The 18,679-nt window shown below is 40.5% G+C and carries 13 protein-coding genes and 1 other RNA gene; 6 read left to right on the top strand and 8 right to left on the bottom strand.

From position 1 onward, the window contains the following. Positions 1 to 7: 7 nt before the first annotated feature. On the top strand, positions 8 to 1,186 hold the full coding sequence (locus tag QDI94_RS03160) for a phosphoribosylaminoimidazolecarboxamide formyltransferase (protein WP_278475585.1): 1,179 nt from the start codon (positions 8 to 10) through the stop codon (positions 1,184 to 1,186). 13 nt (positions 1,187 to 1,199) lie between these two features. Next, positions 1,200 to 2,465 carry a phosphoribosylamine--glycine ligase gene (gene purD, locus QDI94_RS03155; protein ID WP_046432064.1) on the top strand — a complete coding sequence of 422 codons (1,266 nt, stop codon included), beginning with the start codon at positions 1,200 to 1,202 and terminating at the stop codon, positions 2,463 to 2,465. 36 nt (positions 2,466 to 2,501) lie between these two features. On the opposite strand, the gene spo0A is transcribed toward purD, so the two are convergent. Beyond that, positions 2,502 to 3,272, bottom strand: coding sequence for a sporulation transcription factor Spo0A (gene spo0A, locus QDI94_RS03150; RefSeq protein ID WP_101028551.1), 771 nt, complete (start codon positions 3,270 to 3,272; stop codon positions 2,502 to 2,504). A gap of 148 nt (positions 3,273 to 3,420) precedes the next feature. After that, the gene (gene spoIVB, locus QDI94_RS03145) at positions 3,421 to 4,443 is read right to left on the bottom strand and encodes a SpoIVB peptidase (protein ID WP_278867063.1); all 1,023 of its coding nucleotides are present in this window, start codon (positions 4,441 to 4,443) and stop codon (positions 3,421 to 3,423) included. Positions 4,444 to 4,618: 175 nt separating this feature from the next. On the opposite strand from spoIVB, the gene QDI94_RS03140 reads away from it, so the two are divergent. Further along, positions 4,619 to 7,006, top strand: coding sequence for an HAD-IC family P-type ATPase (locus QDI94_RS03140; protein ID WP_278867060.1), 2,388 nt, complete (start codon positions 4,619 to 4,621; stop codon positions 7,004 to 7,006). After that, complete coding sequence (locus QDI94_RS03135) at positions 6,984 to 8,330, top strand: CCA tRNA nucleotidyltransferase (RefSeq protein ID WP_278867057.1); 1,347 nt, start codon at positions 6,984 to 6,986, stop codon at positions 8,328 to 8,330. The genes QDI94_RS03140 and QDI94_RS03135 overlap by 23 nt, the downstream gene beginning before the upstream one ends. A 53-nt stretch (positions 8,331 to 8,383) precedes the next feature. Here the strand turns inward: QDI94_RS03135 and QDI94_RS03130 are convergent, their stop codons facing one another. From QDI94_RS03130 to QDI94_RS03120, 3 genes are read right to left on the bottom strand one after another with little or no spacing between them, the layout of a single operon-like run. After that, positions 8,384 to 9,109: an amino acid ABC transporter ATP-binding protein gene (locus QDI94_RS03130; protein WP_341460969.1), complete on the bottom strand. Its 726-nt coding sequence runs from the start codon at positions 9,107 to 9,109 to the stop codon at positions 8,384 to 8,386. A 4-nt stretch (positions 9,110 to 9,113) separates the two neighbouring features. After that, positions 9,114 to 10,640, bottom strand: a complete 1,527-nt coding sequence (locus QDI94_RS03125) for an ABC transporter substrate-binding protein/permease (RefSeq protein ID WP_278867052.1) — start codon at positions 10,638 to 10,640, stop codon at positions 9,114 to 9,116. 48 nt (positions 10,641 to 10,688) lie between these two features. Then, complete coding sequence (locus QDI94_RS03120) at positions 10,689 to 11,861, bottom strand: NAD(P)-dependent malic enzyme (protein ID WP_046432075.1); 1,173 nt, start codon at positions 11,859 to 11,861, stop codon at positions 10,689 to 10,691. A 116-nt stretch (positions 11,862 to 11,977) separates the two neighbouring features. On the opposite strand from QDI94_RS03120, the gene rnpB reads away from it, so the two are divergent. Together rnpB and QDI94_RS03110 are read left to right on the top strand one after the other, a co-directional pair. Beyond that, positions 11,978 to 12,323, top strand: an RNA gene (gene rnpB / locus QDI94_RS03115) — RNase P RNA component class A. Between the two features lie 224 nt (positions 12,324 to 12,547). Next, positions 12,548 to 15,145 (top strand): starch-binding protein, encoded by a 2,598-nt coding sequence (locus QDI94_RS03110; RefSeq protein ID WP_278867048.1) that lies wholly within the window; start codon positions 12,548 to 12,550, stop codon positions 15,143 to 15,145. A gap of 152 nt (positions 15,146 to 15,297) precedes the next feature. On the opposite strand, the gene QDI94_RS03105 is transcribed toward QDI94_RS03110, so the two are convergent. From QDI94_RS03105 to QDI94_RS03095, 3 genes are read right to left on the bottom strand one after another with little or no spacing between them, the layout of a single operon-like run. Further along, complete coding sequence (locus QDI94_RS03105; protein ID WP_278867045.1) at positions 15,298 to 16,890, bottom strand: NAD(P)/FAD-dependent oxidoreductase; 1,593 nt, start codon at positions 16,888 to 16,890, stop codon at positions 15,298 to 15,300. Further along, a complete protein-coding gene (locus QDI94_RS03100; protein WP_278867042.1) occupies positions 16,887 to 18,119 on the bottom strand; it encodes an aminoacetone oxidase family FAD-binding enzyme in 1,233 nt (410 codons plus the stop codon). The genes QDI94_RS03105 and QDI94_RS03100 overlap by 4 nt, the downstream gene beginning before the upstream one ends. A 50-nt stretch (positions 18,120 to 18,169) precedes the next feature. After that, positions 18,170 to 18,646 (bottom strand): COG2426 family protein, encoded by a 477-nt coding sequence (locus QDI94_RS03095; RefSeq protein ID WP_021883034.1) that lies wholly within the window; start codon positions 18,644 to 18,646, stop codon positions 18,170 to 18,172. Positions 18,647 to 18,679 lie beyond the last annotated feature (33 nt).

Here is an 18,679-nt window from a genome sequence, read left to right as displayed (position 1 = left end):
GAATCCAATGAACGAACTTGCTTTAAAATACGGCTGTAACCCGAATCAGAAGCCTTCGAGAATTTTCATGCAGGATGGCAAAGATCTTCCTGTTGAGGTTCTCAATGGCAAACCCGGTTATATCAACTTTCTTGATGCATTTAACTCATGGCAGCTCGTAAAGGAACTCAAAGCGGCAACAGGTCTTCCTGCAGCTGCGTCATTCAAGCATGTAAGTCCTGCCGGTGCGGCAGTTGCAACCGAGCTTTCTGACACACTCAAGAAAATCTACTTTGTAGATGACCTTGAACTTTCTCCGATTGCAAGCGCATATGCAATGGCAAGAGGTGCAGACAGAATGTCGTCATACGGTGACTGGGTGGCTCTTTCCGATACTTGCGATGTTCAGACTGCAATCCTCCTCAAGAGAGAGGTTTCTGACGGTATTATTGCTCCTGACTATACTCCCGAGGCTCTTGAAATTCTCAAGTCAAAAAAGAAAGGCAACTATAATGTCGTAAAAATCGACCCGAACTATGTTCCTGCTCCTATTGAGCATAAGGATGTTTTCGGTATTACATTTGAACAGGGCAGAAATGAACTCAAAATTGACGAAGAAATGCTCCTTCAGAACATTGTAACAGATAATAAGAATTTTACAGAGGATGCTAAGCGTGACCTTCTTGTTGCTCTTATCACTCTTAAATATACTCAGTCTAATTCTGTTTGCTACGCAAAGGGCGGTCAGGCAATCGGTGTAGGCGCAGGTCAGCAGTCAAGAATTCACTGCACAAGACTTGCAGGCAATAAGGCTGATATCTGGTATCTCAGACAGCATCCGAAGGTTATGAACCTTCCGTTTGTTGACAACATCCGTCGTCCCGACAGAGATAACACTATTGATGTTTACATCTCTGATGATTATGAGGATGTGCTTGCCGACGGTATATGGCAGCAGTTCTTCAAAACTAAGCCCGAACCTCTTACAAAGGAAGAGAAAAAGGCTTGGCTTGCAACATTTGACGGTGTTTCACTCGGTTCTGACGCATTCTTCCCATTCGGTGACAACATTGAAAGAGCAAAGCGTTCAGGTGTTAAATTTGTTGCACAGCCCGGCGGTTCAATTCGTGATGATAATGTTATTGAAACCTGCAATAAGTACAATATGACAATGTCATTTACGGGTATTCGTCTTTTCCATCACTGATAGAGGTGCGGTTATGAAAATTTTAATGATTGGTTCGGGCGGCAGAGAGCACGCTTTAATTAAAAAGCTTCTTGAAAGTCCTAAATGCACAAAGCTTTATTGCGCTCCCGGCAACGGCGGTATTTCAAGAGATGCCGAGCTTGTTAATATCGGAGTTATGGATAAAGAAAATATGGTTAAGTTTGCAAAGGACAATGCAATTGACCTCGTTTTTGTAGCTCCTGATGATCCGCTTGCTGACGGTATGGTTGACGCTATGCAGGAGGCTGGAATCAGAGCATTCGGTCCTAATGCAAATGCCGCTATTATTGAGGCGTCAAAGGTTTTCTCAAAAAATCTTATGAAGAAATACGGCATACCTACTGCAAAGTATGAAGTATTCAATGACGCTCAGAAAGCAATTGACTATATAAAGAACGAAAATACCGCTCCCGTTGTTGTAAAGGCTGACGGTCTTGCACTCGGCAAGGGTGTAATTATTGCTCAATCTGTTGATGAGGCAATTGAAGCAGTCAAAGAAATTATGGAGGACAAGAAGTTTGGCGACTCAGGTAACAATATCGTTATCGAAGAGTTTCTTACAGGTCCCGAGGTTTCTGTTCTTGCATTTACAGATGGTAAGTGCGTAAAACCTATGGTCAGCTCAAAAGACCACAAGCGTGCTTTTGATAATGACGAAGGTCTTAACACAGGCGGTATGGGCACAATCAGCCCGAACCCGTATTATACAGACGAGATTGCCAAGGAATGTATGGATACAATCTTTATCCCTACAATTGAGGCGATGAATAAAGAGGGCAGACCTTTTAAGGGTTGTCTGTACTTTGGACTTATGATTACACCGAACGGTCCAAAGGTTATTGAATACAATGCCCGTTTCGGCGATCCTGAGGCTCAGGTTGTTCTTCCAAGACTTAAAACTGACCTTGTAGATATCTGTGAGGCTGTTATTGACGAAAAGCTTTCCGACCTTGACATTGAATGGGACAACGGTGCTGCAGCTTGTGTTGTTATGGCAAGCGGCGGATATCCTGTTTCATACAAAAAGGGTATAGAGATGTTCGGTCTTAATGATAACGGCGGTGTCGATGGCGCAATTGTTTATCATGCCGGCACAAAGTACGAAAACGGAAAGTTCTATACAAACGGCGGTCGAGTTCTCGGTGTTACTGCAACAGCGGATACACTTGATGAGGCACTCGAAAAGGCATATGCCGCAGTAGAAAAAATTTCCTTTGAAGGCGCTCATTACAGACACGATATCGGCAAAACTAAATAATATATTAAGAGCCACTCTTAACGAGCGGCTCTTTTTTTAGCCTGCATTTTTAATCTGCAGTCTTAATTTGTCTGAAATCATGGCAATAAATTCGCTGTTTGTGGGCTTTCCTCTGTCGTTGTGGATTGTATATCCGAAATATGAGTTCAGAACATCAATGTCGCCTCGATCCCATGCAACCTCAATTGCGTGTCTTATAGCTCTTTCAACCCGTGAAGAAGTTGTTTCGTACTTTTTGGCAACCGACGGATAGAGCTGTTTTGTCACGGCATTGATAATTTCAGGATGCTCAACAGACATAATGATTGAATCACGCAGATAGTGATAGCCTTTGATGTGAGCCGGAACTCCTATTTCATGGAGAATATCGGTCACTTTCATTTCAATTCCGAAAGCGTCAATAATTCTTCCTCTGCCAAAATTATTTTTCTTGCTCAAATCCGACAAATCGCTGATAATGCTGCTTAATTCGGAAATGTTATACGGCTTCAACACAAAATATGATGCACCCGAATTCATAATTTCACGCTCCAGAACAGGGCTGTGAAAAGAGGAATATACCATAAAAACAGGTACTTTTGTGTTCTGCCTTGTGACGCTCCTCATTACTCCGATTGCGTCAAGCCTTGTCATAAATGAATCCATCAGCACAACATCAGGGTTTTCTCTTTTAATTTTATCGCACAATTCTTCTCCGTCTTTTGCGCAGAAAATAACGGAAATATTCTTACTCTGTAAGATATTAAGATTTTCCTGCGTAAATTCGGAAGCGTCATCGGTTACGATTAGTTTTATTTTGTTGTTCATTGTGATTTCCCCCAGTAATTTTTGTTGTACTAATATTACCACAAAATGGTAAAGTTGGCAATACCTTCCACAAAACTTTTTTAAAAAATTGGGAAATTCTTTTTTAATCTTGCCCTATACAATATGAAACAAACAAGTAATCATACATTTAGTGCTGATTATTGTAACATTCTGCCATATATTGTGCGAAAACGCCGTAGCCTTCTCTCGGATTGTTGAGAAAAACATGAGTAACGGCACCCACAATTTTGTCGTTTTGGACTATCGGACTGCCGCTCATACCCTGAACAATACCGCCGCAATTTTCGAGTAATCTGCTGTCGGTTATTTTTATGACAAAATTTTCATTTGATGTCATATCACGGTTGCAAATTCTTTTGATTTCAATTTCATATTCCTGCGGTGTATTTCCTACAAGCGTTGTTACCATAACAGCCTTTCCTGTTTTAACTTCATCGTCATTCGCAATCAGATATTTCTTGTTTCTTTTATAATTTTCACTCGTTAAATCTCCGAAAATTCCTAAAGGAGAGTTTACGCTCAAATTACCAAGCCGAACATCTGTAAAATATCCGCAGAAGCTGCCGGCTTTACCGCAGACGCTTTTATCAATTCCGCTGATTTGAGCCTGAACTGTTTCACCTGATTTTAACGGTAACAAAGCAGCCGTGTCACAGTCGCATATTCCGTGACCGAGTGCGGCAAAATAATTATGGCTGTCATCATAATAGGTCATAGTTCCGATACCTGCACAGCTGTCACGAACCCACGCACCGAGGAGATATACTCCCACGGTATTTTTAATCGGCAAAACGGTTTTATTTTCGGTTTTGCCGTTTCTATCAATTTCGACAGTAATTTCATTGCCGTTTGATTTTTCAATTTCAGATTTTAATTCTTCATTTGTGCTGATTTTTGTATTATTTACTTTCTTTATAATATCGTTTACTTTAAGTCCGCCGTCTTTTGCGGGGCAAACATATTTTTCACCGTCATAGTAGCTTTCAAGCTTGATTATCATTGCTCCGTTAGCATAAAATTTAACTCCGAAAGCCTCACCGCCGATGTAAACCTCATTTTTATCATCAGCGGCATAAGGCGAAAAAGTCGAAACAGTAAATAATAATGTGAAAATCAGGGCAACTGATATAATTTCTTTAAATTTTCGCAAAAAATTCACCTTCTTTCCGTTGCCTTTATTATGATTTGCATTTATAATATAGATTAGTGCGTTGATGAAAATATTAAAAATGTTACTGGCAGAGGATTTTCTAAAAAGGCGATAAACAGCCGTGCATTGTAAATTATTTTCTGAAATTATATCATTTTCTTATTATGAGGTATATATGGAAAACATAAATTCTAACCTTGTCGGTCTTACCGATTCCGAAGTTCAAAAGCGTATAGATGAAGGAAAGGTAAATATTTCAACTAATATTAAAACCAAATCAATCAAAAGAATATTTTGTGATAACATTTTTACGCTTTTCAATCTGATAAATGTAATTTTGCTTGCGGCATTGATTTTTGTGGGTTCACACAAGAATATGCTTTTTATCGGTGTTGTTATAGCAAATATAATTATAGGTATAGTTCAGGAGATTCGTTCCAAAATAAGCGTTGACAAGCTGACTATTTTGTCTGAGAAAAAAATCAATGTTCTCAGAAACGGTAAAATTGCAGAAATAAGTAAAGATGAGATTGTTCTTGATGATATTCTTGTGCTTTCAAGAGGAAGCCAGATTCCTGCCGACTGCATTGTATGCGACGGTAGCTGCAGAGTCAACGAAAGTTTGCTTACAGGCGAATCAAATCTCATTGAAAAAAATGTCGGAGATGAACTTCTTTCAGGCAGTTTTATTGCGGCAGGAAAATGCTATGCTCAGGCTGTAAAGGTCGGAGCCGATTGCTATGCCGCTAAGATAAATAACGAAGCCAAATATATTAAAAAAGTAAATTCTCAGATTATGGAGTCATTCAATTTCATTATCAAAATCTGTACATTTGTACTTTTCCCGATTGGCATTGCATTTTTTATTCGACAATTCACCCTGCCCGATGCAACATTGCAGTCTGCTGTAATCAGCACTGTTGCGTCGCTTGTCGGTATGATTCCAAAGGGAATGATTCTTCTTACAAGTTCTGTTCTTGCAGTATCAATTATCAGGCTTTCATCCAAAAAGGTGCTTGTACAAGAAATGTATTGCATTGAAACACTTGCAAGAGTTGATGTGCTATGTCTTGATAAAACGGGAACGCTTACAACAGACGAAATGACAGTAACAGGCGTTATTCCATTTGGGGCTGATGACAATAAAATCAAGAAAGCACTTTCTTCAATTGTAAAAGCGTCCGATGAACTAAATGCAACTTTGTATGCACTGCGTGACTATTCGGATTCCGTTTCACCGTATGAGTGCAGTAAATTCTGCGATTTTTCGTCCGAAACAAAATGGTCGGGAGGTACATTTGAAAACGGCAAAACCTACATAGTCGGTGCGACTGAATGTATTTTAAAAAGCAGAGAAAAGTATTCCGAGGTGTATTCTGAGATTGAAAAGATAAATCAAACCGTCAGAATCCTTGTTCTTGCCGAAAGCGATAGTGAACCGGACAAAGACTCATTGCCTGATGATTTAAAACCGCTTGCACTCATTCTTATCAAGGATAAACTTCGTGATAATGTAAATGAAACGGTAAAATATTTTAAGGAACAGGGTGTCACCTTAAAGGTTATTTCAGGCGACAGCGTTAAAACTGTTAAAAATATTGCGCTTGACACAGGAATTGAGGGTGCAGAAAATGCAATCGATATGTCAACCGTGACAACAGATAAAGAGCTTGAAGATGCGGCAGAGCGTTGTAATGTGTTTGGCAGAGTAACTCCGGCTCAAAAGAAAAAGCTTGTGGTTGCCCTTAAAAAGCACGGACATTCGGTTGCTATGACAGGTGACGGAGTAAATGATGTTCTCGCACTCAAAGAGGCGGATTGCTCCGTAGCTATGGCGTCAGGCAGTGATGCCGCACGAAATGTGTCACAGCTTGTACTTGTCAATAATGACTTTGGCGCAATGCCGAGCGTTGTGGCAGAGGGCAGACGAACAATCAATAACCTTGAACGAAGCTCTGCACTCTATCTTGTAAAGACGATTTATTCGGTTATACTCTCAATTTTCTTCATATTCTTCCGCACAGGATATCCCTTTGAACCGATACAGCTTACGCTTGTCGGTGCATTAACGGTTGGATTGCCATCATTTGTTCTCGCACTTCAACCGAATAAAGATATAGTAAAAGGTAATTTCACCGTAAATATAATAGCAAGATCACTCCCAACAGCTTTTTGTATTTCGGCAGATACAATATTACTCGCAATTTTAAAGTATATGACAGATATGCCACAGGCACAGTTTTCAACTCTCTGCGTATATCTTACTGCATTTTCATGTATGTTGCTTGTAATCAGATTATCAATCCCGTTCAATCCGCTCAGAGCCGTTATGGTCATCGGATGTTCCGCAGGAATAATAATCGGTTCAATCTTCTTCGGCGGATTGTTCTCACTTGCACCGCTTACATTTGAAAACATCATATTGCTTGTAATCTTTGCTGTAGGCACATTTGTTGTATTTAATATATTCTACAATATAGCACAGCACTATATAGAAAAATTCAAAAAGGAAAGTCATCTTAAACTGACTGCAAAAAGAAATGCAAATAAACAAAAACGCTGAAAAATTAATCAGACAACTGAATAATCAAGGCTATGAGGCTTTTATAGTAGGCGGTTGTGTTCGTGATTATCTTCTCGGATTGACTCCGCATGATACAGATATTTGTACAAACGCTTTGCCCGAGCAGACAAAAAAATGCTTTGAGGCTTATCGTACGTTTGATACAGGTATCAAACACGGCACAATTTCCGTTGTATGCGGCGGTGAAGTCTATGAAATCACAACCTACCGTATTGACGGTGATTATTCCGATAACCGTCATCCGGACAGCGTAAGCTTTACACGAAACATAAACGAAGATTTGCAACGCCGTGACTTTACGGTAAATGCAATGGCATATAACGCTGAATACGGTCTTGTCGATCCATACGGCGGTAAAAATGACCTTAAAGATAAAGTTATCCGTTGTGTCGGAAATCCCGATACACGCTTTAACGAGGATGCTCTGCGAATCTTGCGGGCATTACGCTTTGCCTCTGTTTACGGATTTTCAATTGAAGAGAACACATCAAAGTCTATATTTAAAAATGCAGACTTGCTAAAAAACATTGCAACAGAGCGTGTGACTTCGGAATTTCTAAAGCTCATCTGCGGTAAGGATGCCGTAAAAATTCTTGACGCTTACCGAGAAACTATTGCTGTTATTATCCCTGAAATTACCGTTATGTTCAATTTCAATCAGAACAACATTCATCATTCGTATGATTTGTGGCAACATACCCTGACTGCACTCGGTACAATTGAACCGAATCCCATATTTCGTATGACAATGCTCCTGCATGACATCGGCAAGCCTCCTGTTAAAACCACCGACAACAGCGGTCAATCGCATTTTCAGGGACATCAGCTTGAAAGTAAAAAAATTGCAGACAAAATTCTGCACAGACTAAGATTACCGTCTGATTTTATTAACAAAACTCTTCTGCTAATTGAATATCATGATGTCCGCTTTAACGGCAGTAAAAAGCTTATGAAAAAGGTTATGAATGTACTCGGTACAGAACTTACAAAGCAGTTGTTAGAGGTCGAATACGCCGATATATCTGCCCAGTCTGAATATCAGCGAGAAGAAAAACTCGGATATCTTGAAACGGCTAAAACACATCTTAATGAAATAATCAAAGATAACGAATGTTTTAAGCTGAGTCAGCTTGATATCAACGGCAAAGATGTTTTAAACCTTGGCGTAAAAGAGGGAAGAGATGTTGGAAATATTCTCGATTATCTGCTAATGCTTGTGGTAGATGCAAATGTTCCAAACAAAAAATCAATTCTCATATCAAAAGCCAAAGAATATATTTACGGTAATCAAATAAATAAGTAATTAAAAAAAGAGGATTTCAGCGAAAACTGAAATCCTCTGATTTTTGTTTAAAATTAAAGAACCTTTGATAAAAATTCCTTTAAACGGTCGTCCTGCGGATTATTGAAGAACTCCTGCGGATTGTTCTTTTCTTTGATAACACCGTCGTCAATAAATACAACATCGGTTGCAACTTCTTTTGCAAAGCCGATTTCGTGAGTAACAACAACCATTGTCATACCTGCCTTGGCAAGCTCTTTCATAACATCAAGAACTTCGCCGACCATTTCGGGGTCAAGCGCAGATGTCGGCTCGTCAAAGAGGAGAACATCGGGATTCATAGCAAGTGCTCTTACAATTGCAATACGCTGTTTCTGACCGCCTGAAAGCTGATTCGGATATGCGTTTGCCTTTTCGGCAAGTCCTACACGCTCCAAAAGATCCATAGCGTCTTTTTTAGCCTCATTTTTGCTTTTGCCAAGAAGCTTGACGGGAGCCATTGTAAGGTTGTCAATAACAGTCTTGTGGGGGAAAAGGTTAAACTGCTGGAACACCATTCCCATTTTTTGACGGTGAACATTTATATTAACCTTTGGATCCGTAATATCGGTACCCTCAAAGAAAATGTGACCGCCTGTCGGTTCTTCAAGTCTGTTAAGGCAACGGAGAAAAGTTGATTTACCCGAGCCTGACGGACCGAGAACAACAACTACATCGCCTTTAAAAATGTCAATATCAATACCTTTAAGAACCTGAATATCCTTACCGAATGATTTTTCAAGTCCTCTTACGGAGATCAATGCGTTATCTTTCACTCTTTTTCAATCTCCTTTCAAATCTTCTAAGGATGTACGAAAGCACAAGTACAATTACAAGGTAAATCAATGCAACCGTAATAAGCGGGAAGAATGCCTCGTAAGTTCTTGAACGAATCATATTACCAATATATGTGATATCTGCAAGCGCAACATAACCTGCAACCGAAGTTTCTTTGAGAAGCGTAATAATTTCATTGCCGAGTGCAGGAAGAACATTTTTAATTGCCTGCGGAAGAACGACCATTGTCATTGTCTGTCTGTTGTTAAAACCGAGTGAACGGCTTGCCTCAGTCTGACCGATGTCAACAGCCATAATGCCCGAACGAACAATTTCTGCAACATAAGCGGCAGAGTTCATACCAAATGCAATGATTGCGGCAAAGATACCGTTTCTTACAGATGCAAGAATAATGTAATACATAATCATCAACTGAACTACAACAGGTGTGCCTCTGATAACAGTAATGTAGATGTTGCAAATCACATTAAAGAATTTCAGAACGCAATCACCAAAGCTCCTGCATTTTCTCTTTCCAAGCTGAATATCGTGAGTAGCTCTTACAAGAGCAATGACAAAACCGATAATAACACCGATAATACCTGCAAACAATGTAATTTCAAGGGTTACAAGCAAACCGCTTAAAAGCTGCTGCCATCTGTTATCTGTGATGAATGTGTTTTTAAAGCTTTCGCCGAGATTGCCGAACAAACTGCCCGACGCACTGTCGTTTACGATAATAACCTGAGTTGTGTTTGCATATGAAGTTGAAAAGTCGATATTTTTTCTTCTCTCCGGTGTGTCGGTCATACCTGCCATACCGAAATCGTCTTTGCCTGTCTGAACAGCAGTGATAACAGAATCAAATTCCATATCATCAATAACAAGTTTTTTACCGAGCTTGTCACAGATTGCTGTAGCCATCATCGGATCAAGACCGACAATTTTACCGCCTTCAACATATTCATACGGTGGAAAAGCAGCGTTCGTAGCCATATGAAGTTCACCGTCATACTTGATATCCTTAGGTGATTCATAGGGTACGGTATCAGTATTACCCTCTATGTAATAGCTTTTGATTTTGTCCAGAACGCCCTCGTCTTTAAGCTCTGCAAGAGCTTTGTCGATTTTTTCGGTGAGTTCATGATTTTCCTTTGAAATGCAGATTGCATACTGCTCTTCCGCAAAAGGTTCATCAAGAATTTTTAGTCCTGTATTTGCTTTTACAAATTCCTTTGCCGGTTCACTGTCAATTACAACACAGTCGATTTTATTCTGTGTAAGAGCTACGATAGCGTCGGCACCCTTGCTGTAACGCATAACCTTGGTGCCGTCAGCCTCATAGTCAGATACAAAAGTATCGCCTGTTGTACCATTCTGAACACCTACGGATGCTCCCTTGATATCATCGGCGGTTTTAATTTCCTTAACCGATGAATCACCGCATCCCGTGAACAGAAAAACAGTAGAGAACAGCATTGAAATCAGTACCAATAAAGTAACTGTCTTTTTCATTGTTTTCCTCTTTTTCTTTCTCTTAAAATATTTATTTGCAAATCTTTATCAGATTCTTGCAACGCCTGATTCAATTGCAGCCTTCTTAACAGCCTCAGCAACAGTTTTGCCGATTCTCTTGTCAAATGCCTCGGGAAGAATATAATCTGCATTAAGCTCTTCATCGCTTACGAGTGAAGCAATTGCAAAAGATGCGGCAACCTTCATTTCTTCGTTAATATCGCTTGCACGGCAGTCGAGAGCACCTCTGAAAATACCCGGAAAAGCAAGTACATTGTTAATCTGGTTAGGGAAGTCGCTTCTGCCTGTACCTACAACAGCCGCACCTGCCTTTTTAGCAATGTCAGGCATAATCTCAGGAGTCGGATTAGCCATAGCAAAAAGAATAGGATCCTTAGCCATTGACTTAACCATTTCTTCGCTTACGCAACCTGCGGCAGAAATTCCGAGGAATACATCAGCACCCTTCATTGCATCTGCAAGCGAGCCCTCAAGGTGAGAAAGGTTAGTAATTTCAGCCATTTCCTGTTTAACAGCGTTAAGTCTTGGATCACCCTTGCAGATAATACCCTTACTGTCGCAAAGCGTAATGTCCTTTACACCCATATTGAGAAGGTGCTTTGCAATTGCAATACCTGCCGCACCTGCACCGTTCATAACAACCTTGATTTCGTCAAGCTTCTTGTGAACAAGCTTGAGTGAGTTGATAAGACCTGCGGCAACAATAACAGCAGTACCGTGCTGGTCGTCGTGGAAAATCGGAATATCGCACTTCTCTTTGAGTTTCTTTTCAATTTCAAAGCATCTCGGAGCGGCAATATCCTCAAGATTGATTCCGCCGAATGAACCGCTGATAAGGTAAATTGCGTTTACAATTTCGTCAACATCCTTGCTCCTTACGCAAATAGGGAACGCGTCAACATCGCCGAATTCCTTAAAAAGCGCACATTTGCCCTCCATAACAGGCATACCTGCCTCAGGACCTATGTCACCAAGACCGAGAACAGCTGTACCGTCGGTTACAACGGCAACAAGGTTGTTTCTTCTTGTGAGTTCAAAAGACTTGTCATAGTCCTTCTGAATTTCAAGACACGGTTCTGCAACACCCGGAGTATAGGCAAGAGAGAGGTCTTCAGCCGAGTTAATCGGAACTCTTGAAACAACTTCAATCTTACCGTTCCACTCATAGTGTTTTTTGAGTGATTCTTTTCTGATATCCATATCGGTAACTCCTTATAATAAATTCCCTCTCATTATACCCCTAAAAAGCCGTTATATCAAGTAAAAATCACAAAATTCATTTGACTTTTGTACAAAAAAGGTATAAAATAAATGTGTGAGTGTGTTGAACAGCTGCGAGCAGCTGCCGAAAGGTACTGTGCGAGGAAAGTCCGGGCTTCACAGAGCAATAATAACGGCTAACGGCCGCCGGAGGCGACTCCAGGGATAGTGCAACAGAAAATTACCGCCATTATATGGTAAGGATGGAAAGGTGAGGTAAGAGCTCACCGGAGGGCAGGAAACTGCTCTGCCGTGTAAACCCTATTTGAAGCAACACCGTGGTAGGACATTATGCGCTTGCTCGGCGTGTCCTTAGGAGGTGGCATCGAGCAGATTCGGTAACGGTCTGCCAAGATAGATGGCTGTTCACGACAAAACCCGGCTTATAGACACAGTCGCATATTAAGGCACCTTTTATGGGTGCTTTAATATTATTGTCGAATCTTGGTAATTTGTATAAAAATTATGTGCTTTTGCAACCTGCTGTTTTAAAGCGTTGCATTTGTGTTGCTCTTTACCGTACTTTATGCCTGAAACCTATTGAAATTGATTTAATTTATTGGTTTCGGTCGATTGATTCGACACATTGTAGAGTTTTGAAATTAATTTGAAAGGTGTGTAAAAATTTGAAAACAAAATCAAAAATACTCAGCGCAATATTGAGCGTGAGCATCCTGTCGGCAAGTCTATCTGCCTTTGTATCCGGTTCACTCGGTGTTCAGGCGGCAGAAAGCTCGCCAACCGTATCGGCTAATAAGTACAGACTCAAAGATAATATTCAGGACGGTGTAATTTTACATTGTTTCGACTGGACTTATAACGATATTAAGGCTGAATTGCCTAAAATTGCAAAAGCAGGATTTACAAGTATACAGACTTCTCCGGCACAGCCAAACGGAACAGGTACTTGGTATTGGTTATATCAGCCAATTTCATTCAGTATCGGAACAAATGGTGTCGGCACAAAGGCTGAACTTCAGTCGCTTTGTGATGAGGCAGAAAAGTACGGAATCAAGATTATTGTCGATGTTGTCGCTAACCATTTGAGAGGCGATCACAACAACATAGATGACGATTTAAAGCCATCCGAGTATTGGCATACCTTCGGCGGAGGTATTGACTGGAAAAACCGTTGGCAGGTAACACACGGCTCGATTGGCATGCCGGACATTGCAACCGAAAATCCATATGTTCAGCAAAAAGTCTGCAACTATGTTCAGGAACTCAAGTCGGTAGGTGTTGACGGACTTCGTTGGGACGCTGCAAAACACATTGGCGTTCCGAGCGAGGGCGACGATTTCTGGAAATCGGTAACACAGTACGGTCTTTATAACTACGGCGAAATTCTCGGTGGTCCCGATGACCGTTCGACAGGCAATGAAGACATTATGAAAGAGTATACCGATTATATTTCTGTCACAGACAGTAATTACGGCAAAGAACTCCGTGATTCGTTTAATTCGGGCAAAGCTCCTAATTCAAGCGGAAACTGGAGTGAAAAAGGCATTTCAAACGATAAGCTTCTTTATTGGGGTGAAAGCCATGATACATGGTCAAACAACAAAGACTGGGGCTTTTCAAATGAAATGAGTCAGAATGTTATTGACCGTGCCTATGCGGTTGCTGCAAGCCGTAATAAGGTTACTGCTCTTTATTTTTCCCGTCCTTCTTCAACAAACAAAGAAAGTATCAAAATGGGAGAAAAAGGCTCAACTCATTTCACCAGCAGTGAGGTTGCCCAAATCAATAAGTTCCATAATGCAATGGACGGCAAAGCCGATTACTACACTGTATCAGACGGTTGTTCTGTAATTACCCGTAAAGACGGCGGTGCTGTTATTGTAAAAGGCAGCGGAAGCGGCGAAGTATCGGTAGAAAACGGCGGCGGTTACGCTAAACCCGGCACATACACAGACGCTGTTTCAGGCAACACATTTACAATTACATCAAGCACCATTTCAGGTACAATAGGTTCATCAGGTATAGCTGTTGTCTATGAAGCAGAACCCGAAGAACCTTCAGCGTCGGTAACTCCGGGTTCAACAAACTACAATACTGATGAGCTCACACTTACACTCAATTTCAAGGACGCAAAAAATGCTCAGTATTCAATAGATAACGGTGAATTTGTAAACTATACAAACGGTCAGCAGATTACAATCGGCACAAACCTTCCATACGATACAGTAACCACAGTAACAGTAAAGGCAAGTGACGGCAAGACAACATCCGATCCGGAAACATATACATATACAAAAATAGACCCGAATGCCGTAAAGGTTGTTGCTTATGATAACTCATCAACAAAGTGGTCAAAGGTCAATGCATATTTCTGGAGTGATGACAATAAAGAAATGACATCATGGCCGGGCAAGAAAATGACCGACAAGGGTAATGATATTTTTGATATTGAAGTGCCTGATGGTGCAGAATATGTAATTTTCAACAATGGCAACAGTCAGACAGATGACCTCAGGATTGCGGACGGTAATAAAATTTACAGCAACGGTTCTTGGCAGAACTATTCGACTGTAAAACCTACTCAGCCGACAACAGCTCCAACCACAACTGTTCAGCCAACAACCGCAACACAGCCTGCTACAACTCAGCCTGTTACGACTCAGCCTGTTACAACACAGCCTGCCACGACTCAGCCGGTAACTGAACCTTCAAACAGGATTCTTATCGGTGATGTTGATTTAAACGGAACAATTACAATCAGCGATTCAACAGAAGCACAAAGATATATTTCTCACATATCGACTTTAAGTGATGATGCTCTCATTGCGGCTGATGTAAACAAAGATTCTGTTATTTCGATTAAAGATGCAACTTCAATTCAGGCTTATGTTGTTAAACTTACTGTTGAAGACTCATACTGCGGTACTTACACAGGCAATATTGAACCTACTCAGCCTGCAACAACCGTGACAGAGCCAACGACCGAACCGACTTCAATTCAGACAAAGAATTATGTTTATTTCAATAATACAGATAACTGGTCAACAGTGAATATTTATGTATGGAGTTCAACAGATTCTAATTATATGAGCTGGCCGGGTGAGGCTATGGAAAGTATTGGTAACAATACATACAGATTTGAACTTCCTGACGGCGTAGATTACGCTATATTCAATGACGGTTCAACACAGACAGGTGATTTAAAAATCCCCGATGTGAATATGATTTACTCAAACGGACAGTGGAGTAAATACTCTGAATAAAATTTAATAAGATTATATAAGAGCCGCCCCATTGATTAAGTGCTTTTTGCCTTTTTGATTTTTCATTATATTGGGGCGGCATTATTTCTTGGTGAAATCACAATACAAAATAAACCGGCAGTAAACAATCCGATTAGTTTCTGCCGGTTTATTTATCTATTCGATTTTTCAATGATTTTTTCGGCACATTTAATGCCGTCAACTGCTGCAGAGATAATTCCGCCTGCATAGCCTGCGCCCTCGCCGCACGGATACAATCCTTCAATAAGTACACTTTCAAGTGTATCTGTTTTTCTCATTATTCTGACAGGGGAAGAGCTTCTGCTCTCAACGCCGGTCAAAACAGCGTCACCGTCATCAAATCCGTGTAACATTCTGCCCATTTTCACAATGCCCTGAGCCATAGAAGTGCAGACATATTCAGGCAAAATCTCGTTCAGATTTGAAAATTCATAATTCGGACCGATACTTGGCTTTACATCACCGAGATGTGTGGATTTTCTGTTATTAAGAAAATCGTCAACTCTTTGTATGGGTGCATTATAATTTTCACCGCCGGCAACGAATGCTTTTGATTCAAGCTTTCTCTGCAAATACATTCCGGCAAGCGGATGGTCGGATTCATAATCATCCGGGTTTATTCCTACAAGCAACGCTGAATTTGAATTTTCGGCATTTCGTGCAAATTCACTCATACCATTGGTGCAAAGTCTGTTTTCTTCGCTTGATGCATTGACAACCTTGCCTCCCGGACACATACAAAACGTATACACACCCCGTCCGTTATCAAGGTGTGTACTCAGCTTATAATTTGCCGAGCCGAGTTTTTTATTGCCCGCAAACCTGCCGTATTGTGCCTTATCAACTTTTTGACGAAGATGTTCAATTCTTGCTCCTACCGAGAAAGGCTTTGCCTCAATCGGCAACTTTAAATCATAAAGCATCTCAAAAGTATCCCTTGCACTGTGACCGATTGCAAGAATAACATTGTCTGTTTCTATAATTTCATTGCCGTTTTCGGTTTCAACAGTTATAGCTTTAAGCTTGTTATCACTAAAAGCCATTGAAACAAGCTTCGTTTCAAACATAACCCTTCCGCCGAGTTCAATAATCTCGTTGCGGATATTTTTTATTGTGCCTTTTAGCATATCCGTTCCGATATGTGGCTTTGCGTTATAGAGAATTTCATCGGGTGCGCCGTGGCTTACAAATTCTTCAAGCACCTTGCGTTGTCTTATATCTTTTGTACCTGAATTTAGTTTGCCGTCAGAAAATGTTCCCGCACCGCCTTCGCCGAACTGAACATTTGAAGTTGTGTCAAGCAGACCGCTTGTCCAGAACCTGTTCACATCGGCAGTTCGCCTGTCAACATCACGACCTCTTTCAATAAGAATTGGATTTGCACCGCTTCTTGCCAGAATAAGTGCCGCAAACAATCCTGCCGGACCAGCCCCGACAATAACAGGGGAGGGCGCATTGCCAAATTTCATCTGATTATATTCATACTTTCTCGCAATTTGAGCGTTACCGCATTTTTTACATACCTTTTCCTCGTTGATATTAAGTTCAGCGTCAACGGTTGTAAGAAAGTAGATATTATCCTTTTTTCTTGCGTCAACCGATCTGCGAAAAATCTTAACGCTTTTTATGGCTTTTTCTTCAATTCTCAGTTGTTTAGCCACTGCCTTGCGAACCGATTTATCATCGTAGTCAAGGCTTAAATGTATATTGCTTACTCTGATCATAAATTTTCTCCTGCAATAATTCCGCCGGCAAATGCAAAATGAAGATTAAATCCTCCGCATTCACCGCAAAGGTCAATCGCCTCACCGCATACAAAAAGATTTTTTACAATTTTACTCATCATAGTGTTTTCGTCAATCTCTTTGCCCAAAACACCGCCCAAAGCACATTGTGCGTGTGAAAAATCTTCTTTTCCGCTTACTGTAAATGACATTGATTTTATTGTTTTGCAAATTCCTGATACTTCGTCTTTTGAAAGCTTGGAACAAATCTTTGACAAATCAACTCGGCTGATTTTCAGAATTGCCTGTCCGATTCTCTTCTGAAAAATTCCTGTCAAAAGCTGTTCACACGGCAAATCAGAAAACAATGATATATGTTGTCTGATTATTTTAATCAGCTCATTTTCCGAATAATCGGGCAATAAATCAAGCACTATTTTGTCGTTTTGTTTAGCAAACAATGAAAGATTGAACACGCAAATTCCCGACAGCGAATTCTCGGTAAATTGAATTTCGCCTGTTTCTTCCTTGATTAATCGACCATGTTCACCGTATAACTGCGCCTTGCCCGTAACTCTCAGACCTTTTAATATTTTCAGAACATCGCTTTTAACCTTAACAGGGCATAAAGCAGGGGAGAACGAAACAACCTTGTGACCGAAATTTTTAAGATAATCAATTGCACTTGCATTTCCGCCAAGCTTAGGAGCGGCTTTTGAACCGTTTGCAATCACAAGCTTGTTACATATGAAATCGTACTTTTTCTCGCTGTCATCAGATGAAATTTTAAAACCGTTTGAAAATTTTTTTATAGAATTGACATTCTGTTCCGTGAAAACATCTATTCCGAGTGTTTCAACCTGTAAGCGCAGAACATCCAGAACAGATGCGGCGTGTTTGCTTATCGGGTAGTATCTGCCCTCGTTATCGTGAAAGCTTAAAAGACCTAAATCTTTAAAAATATTCGCCATCTCATCACCGCTGAATCTTTCAAAAATCTTCTCGCTTTGCTTTTTGAATGAACCGACATATTTATCGGGGGATATACAGTGATTTGTCAGGTTGCATCTGCCGTTGCCTGTTGACATCAGCTTTTTGCCTAATCTGTCATTTTTTTCGATTATTGCAATTTTCTTTGAACGGTCATGTTTCTTTGCTGTGATTGCACACAGAAGTCCCGATGCACCGCCGCCGATTATAATTGCGTCATATATATGTTTCTTTTCCATTTTATAAATTCACCAAAAAATAAGGGCAGCGATGTGCTGCCCAAAATTATTTACGGAGCAAAAATAAAGTTGATTCCGTTTGCTACAAGTACCGAACCGATACCCATTATAATGCCTGCGATAACAACACCGCACATAACGGCTATAACGCTTTTCTTAAATCCGAGGTCAAGAATACTTGCCGCAAGTGTTCCTGTCCATGCGCCTGTGCCGGGAAGAGGGATGCCTACGAAAAGCATAAGTGCAACAAACATTCCGTTGCCTGCTTTTGCCTCAAGTTTTCTGCCGCCTTTTTCGCCTTTTTCAAGACAGAAAGAAAAGAATCTGCCGATAAACTTCTTGTCAGAACCCCAAACAAGAACCTTTCTTGCAAAGAGGTAGATAATCGGAACCGGGAGCATATTGCCTAAAATGCAGATTACATATGTCCAAAAAAGATTTAAGTCATTTGCAACCGCAACAGGCACAGCACCTCTGATTTCTACTATCGGAACCATTGAAATAAAAAATACTATTAAATACCACATATTTGCTCCTTAGAAATTATATTTTGCCAATAC

The organism is Ruminococcus bromii (assembly GCF_928721825.1).
In the GTDB taxonomy this organism is placed as follows: Bacteria; Bacillota; Clostridia; order Oscillospirales; family Acutalibacteraceae; genus Ruminococcoides; species Ruminococcoides bromii.
The sequence above is the reverse complement of the archived record's forward strand: the minus strand, read 5'-3'. Positions and strand labels throughout refer to the sequence as shown.

Bases quoted from the DNA above. Each gene is read 5' to 3' on its own strand.
- QDI94_RS03160 (WP_278475585.1), top strand. From the start codon at position 8: ATGAACGAACTTGCTTTAAAATACGGCTGTAACCCGAATCAGAAGCCT.
- purD (WP_046432064.1), top strand. From the start codon at position 1,200: ATGAAAATTTTAATGATTGGTTCGGGCGGCAGAGAGCACGCTTTAATT.
- spo0A (WP_101028551.1), bottom strand. From the start codon at position 3,272: ATGAACAACAAAATAAAACTAATCGTAACCGATGACGCTTCCGAATTT.
- QDI94_RS03140 (WP_278867060.1), top strand. From the start codon at position 4,619: ATGGAAAACATAAATTCTAACCTTGTCGGTCTTACCGATTCCGAAGTT.
- QDI94_RS03135 (WP_278867057.1), top strand. From the start codon at position 6,984: ATGCAAATAAACAAAAACGCTGAAAAATTAATCAGACAACTGAATAAT.
- QDI94_RS03125 (WP_278867052.1), bottom strand. From the start codon at position 10,640: ATGAAAAAGACAGTTACTTTATTGGTACTGATTTCAATGCTGTTCTCT.
- QDI94_RS03120 (WP_046432075.1), bottom strand. From the start codon at position 11,861: ATGGATATCAGAAAAGAATCACTCAAAAAACACTATGAGTGGAACGGT.
- QDI94_RS03105 (WP_278867045.1), bottom strand. From the start codon at position 16,890: ATGATCAGAGTAAGCAATATACATTTAAGCCTTGACTACGATGATAAA.
- QDI94_RS03100 (WP_278867042.1), bottom strand. From the start codon at position 18,119: ATGGAAAAGAAACATATATATGACGCAATTATAATCGGCGGCGGTGCA.
- QDI94_RS03095 (WP_021883034.1), bottom strand. From the start codon at position 18,646: ATGTGGTATTTAATAGTATTTTTTATTTCAATGGTTCCGATAGTAGAA.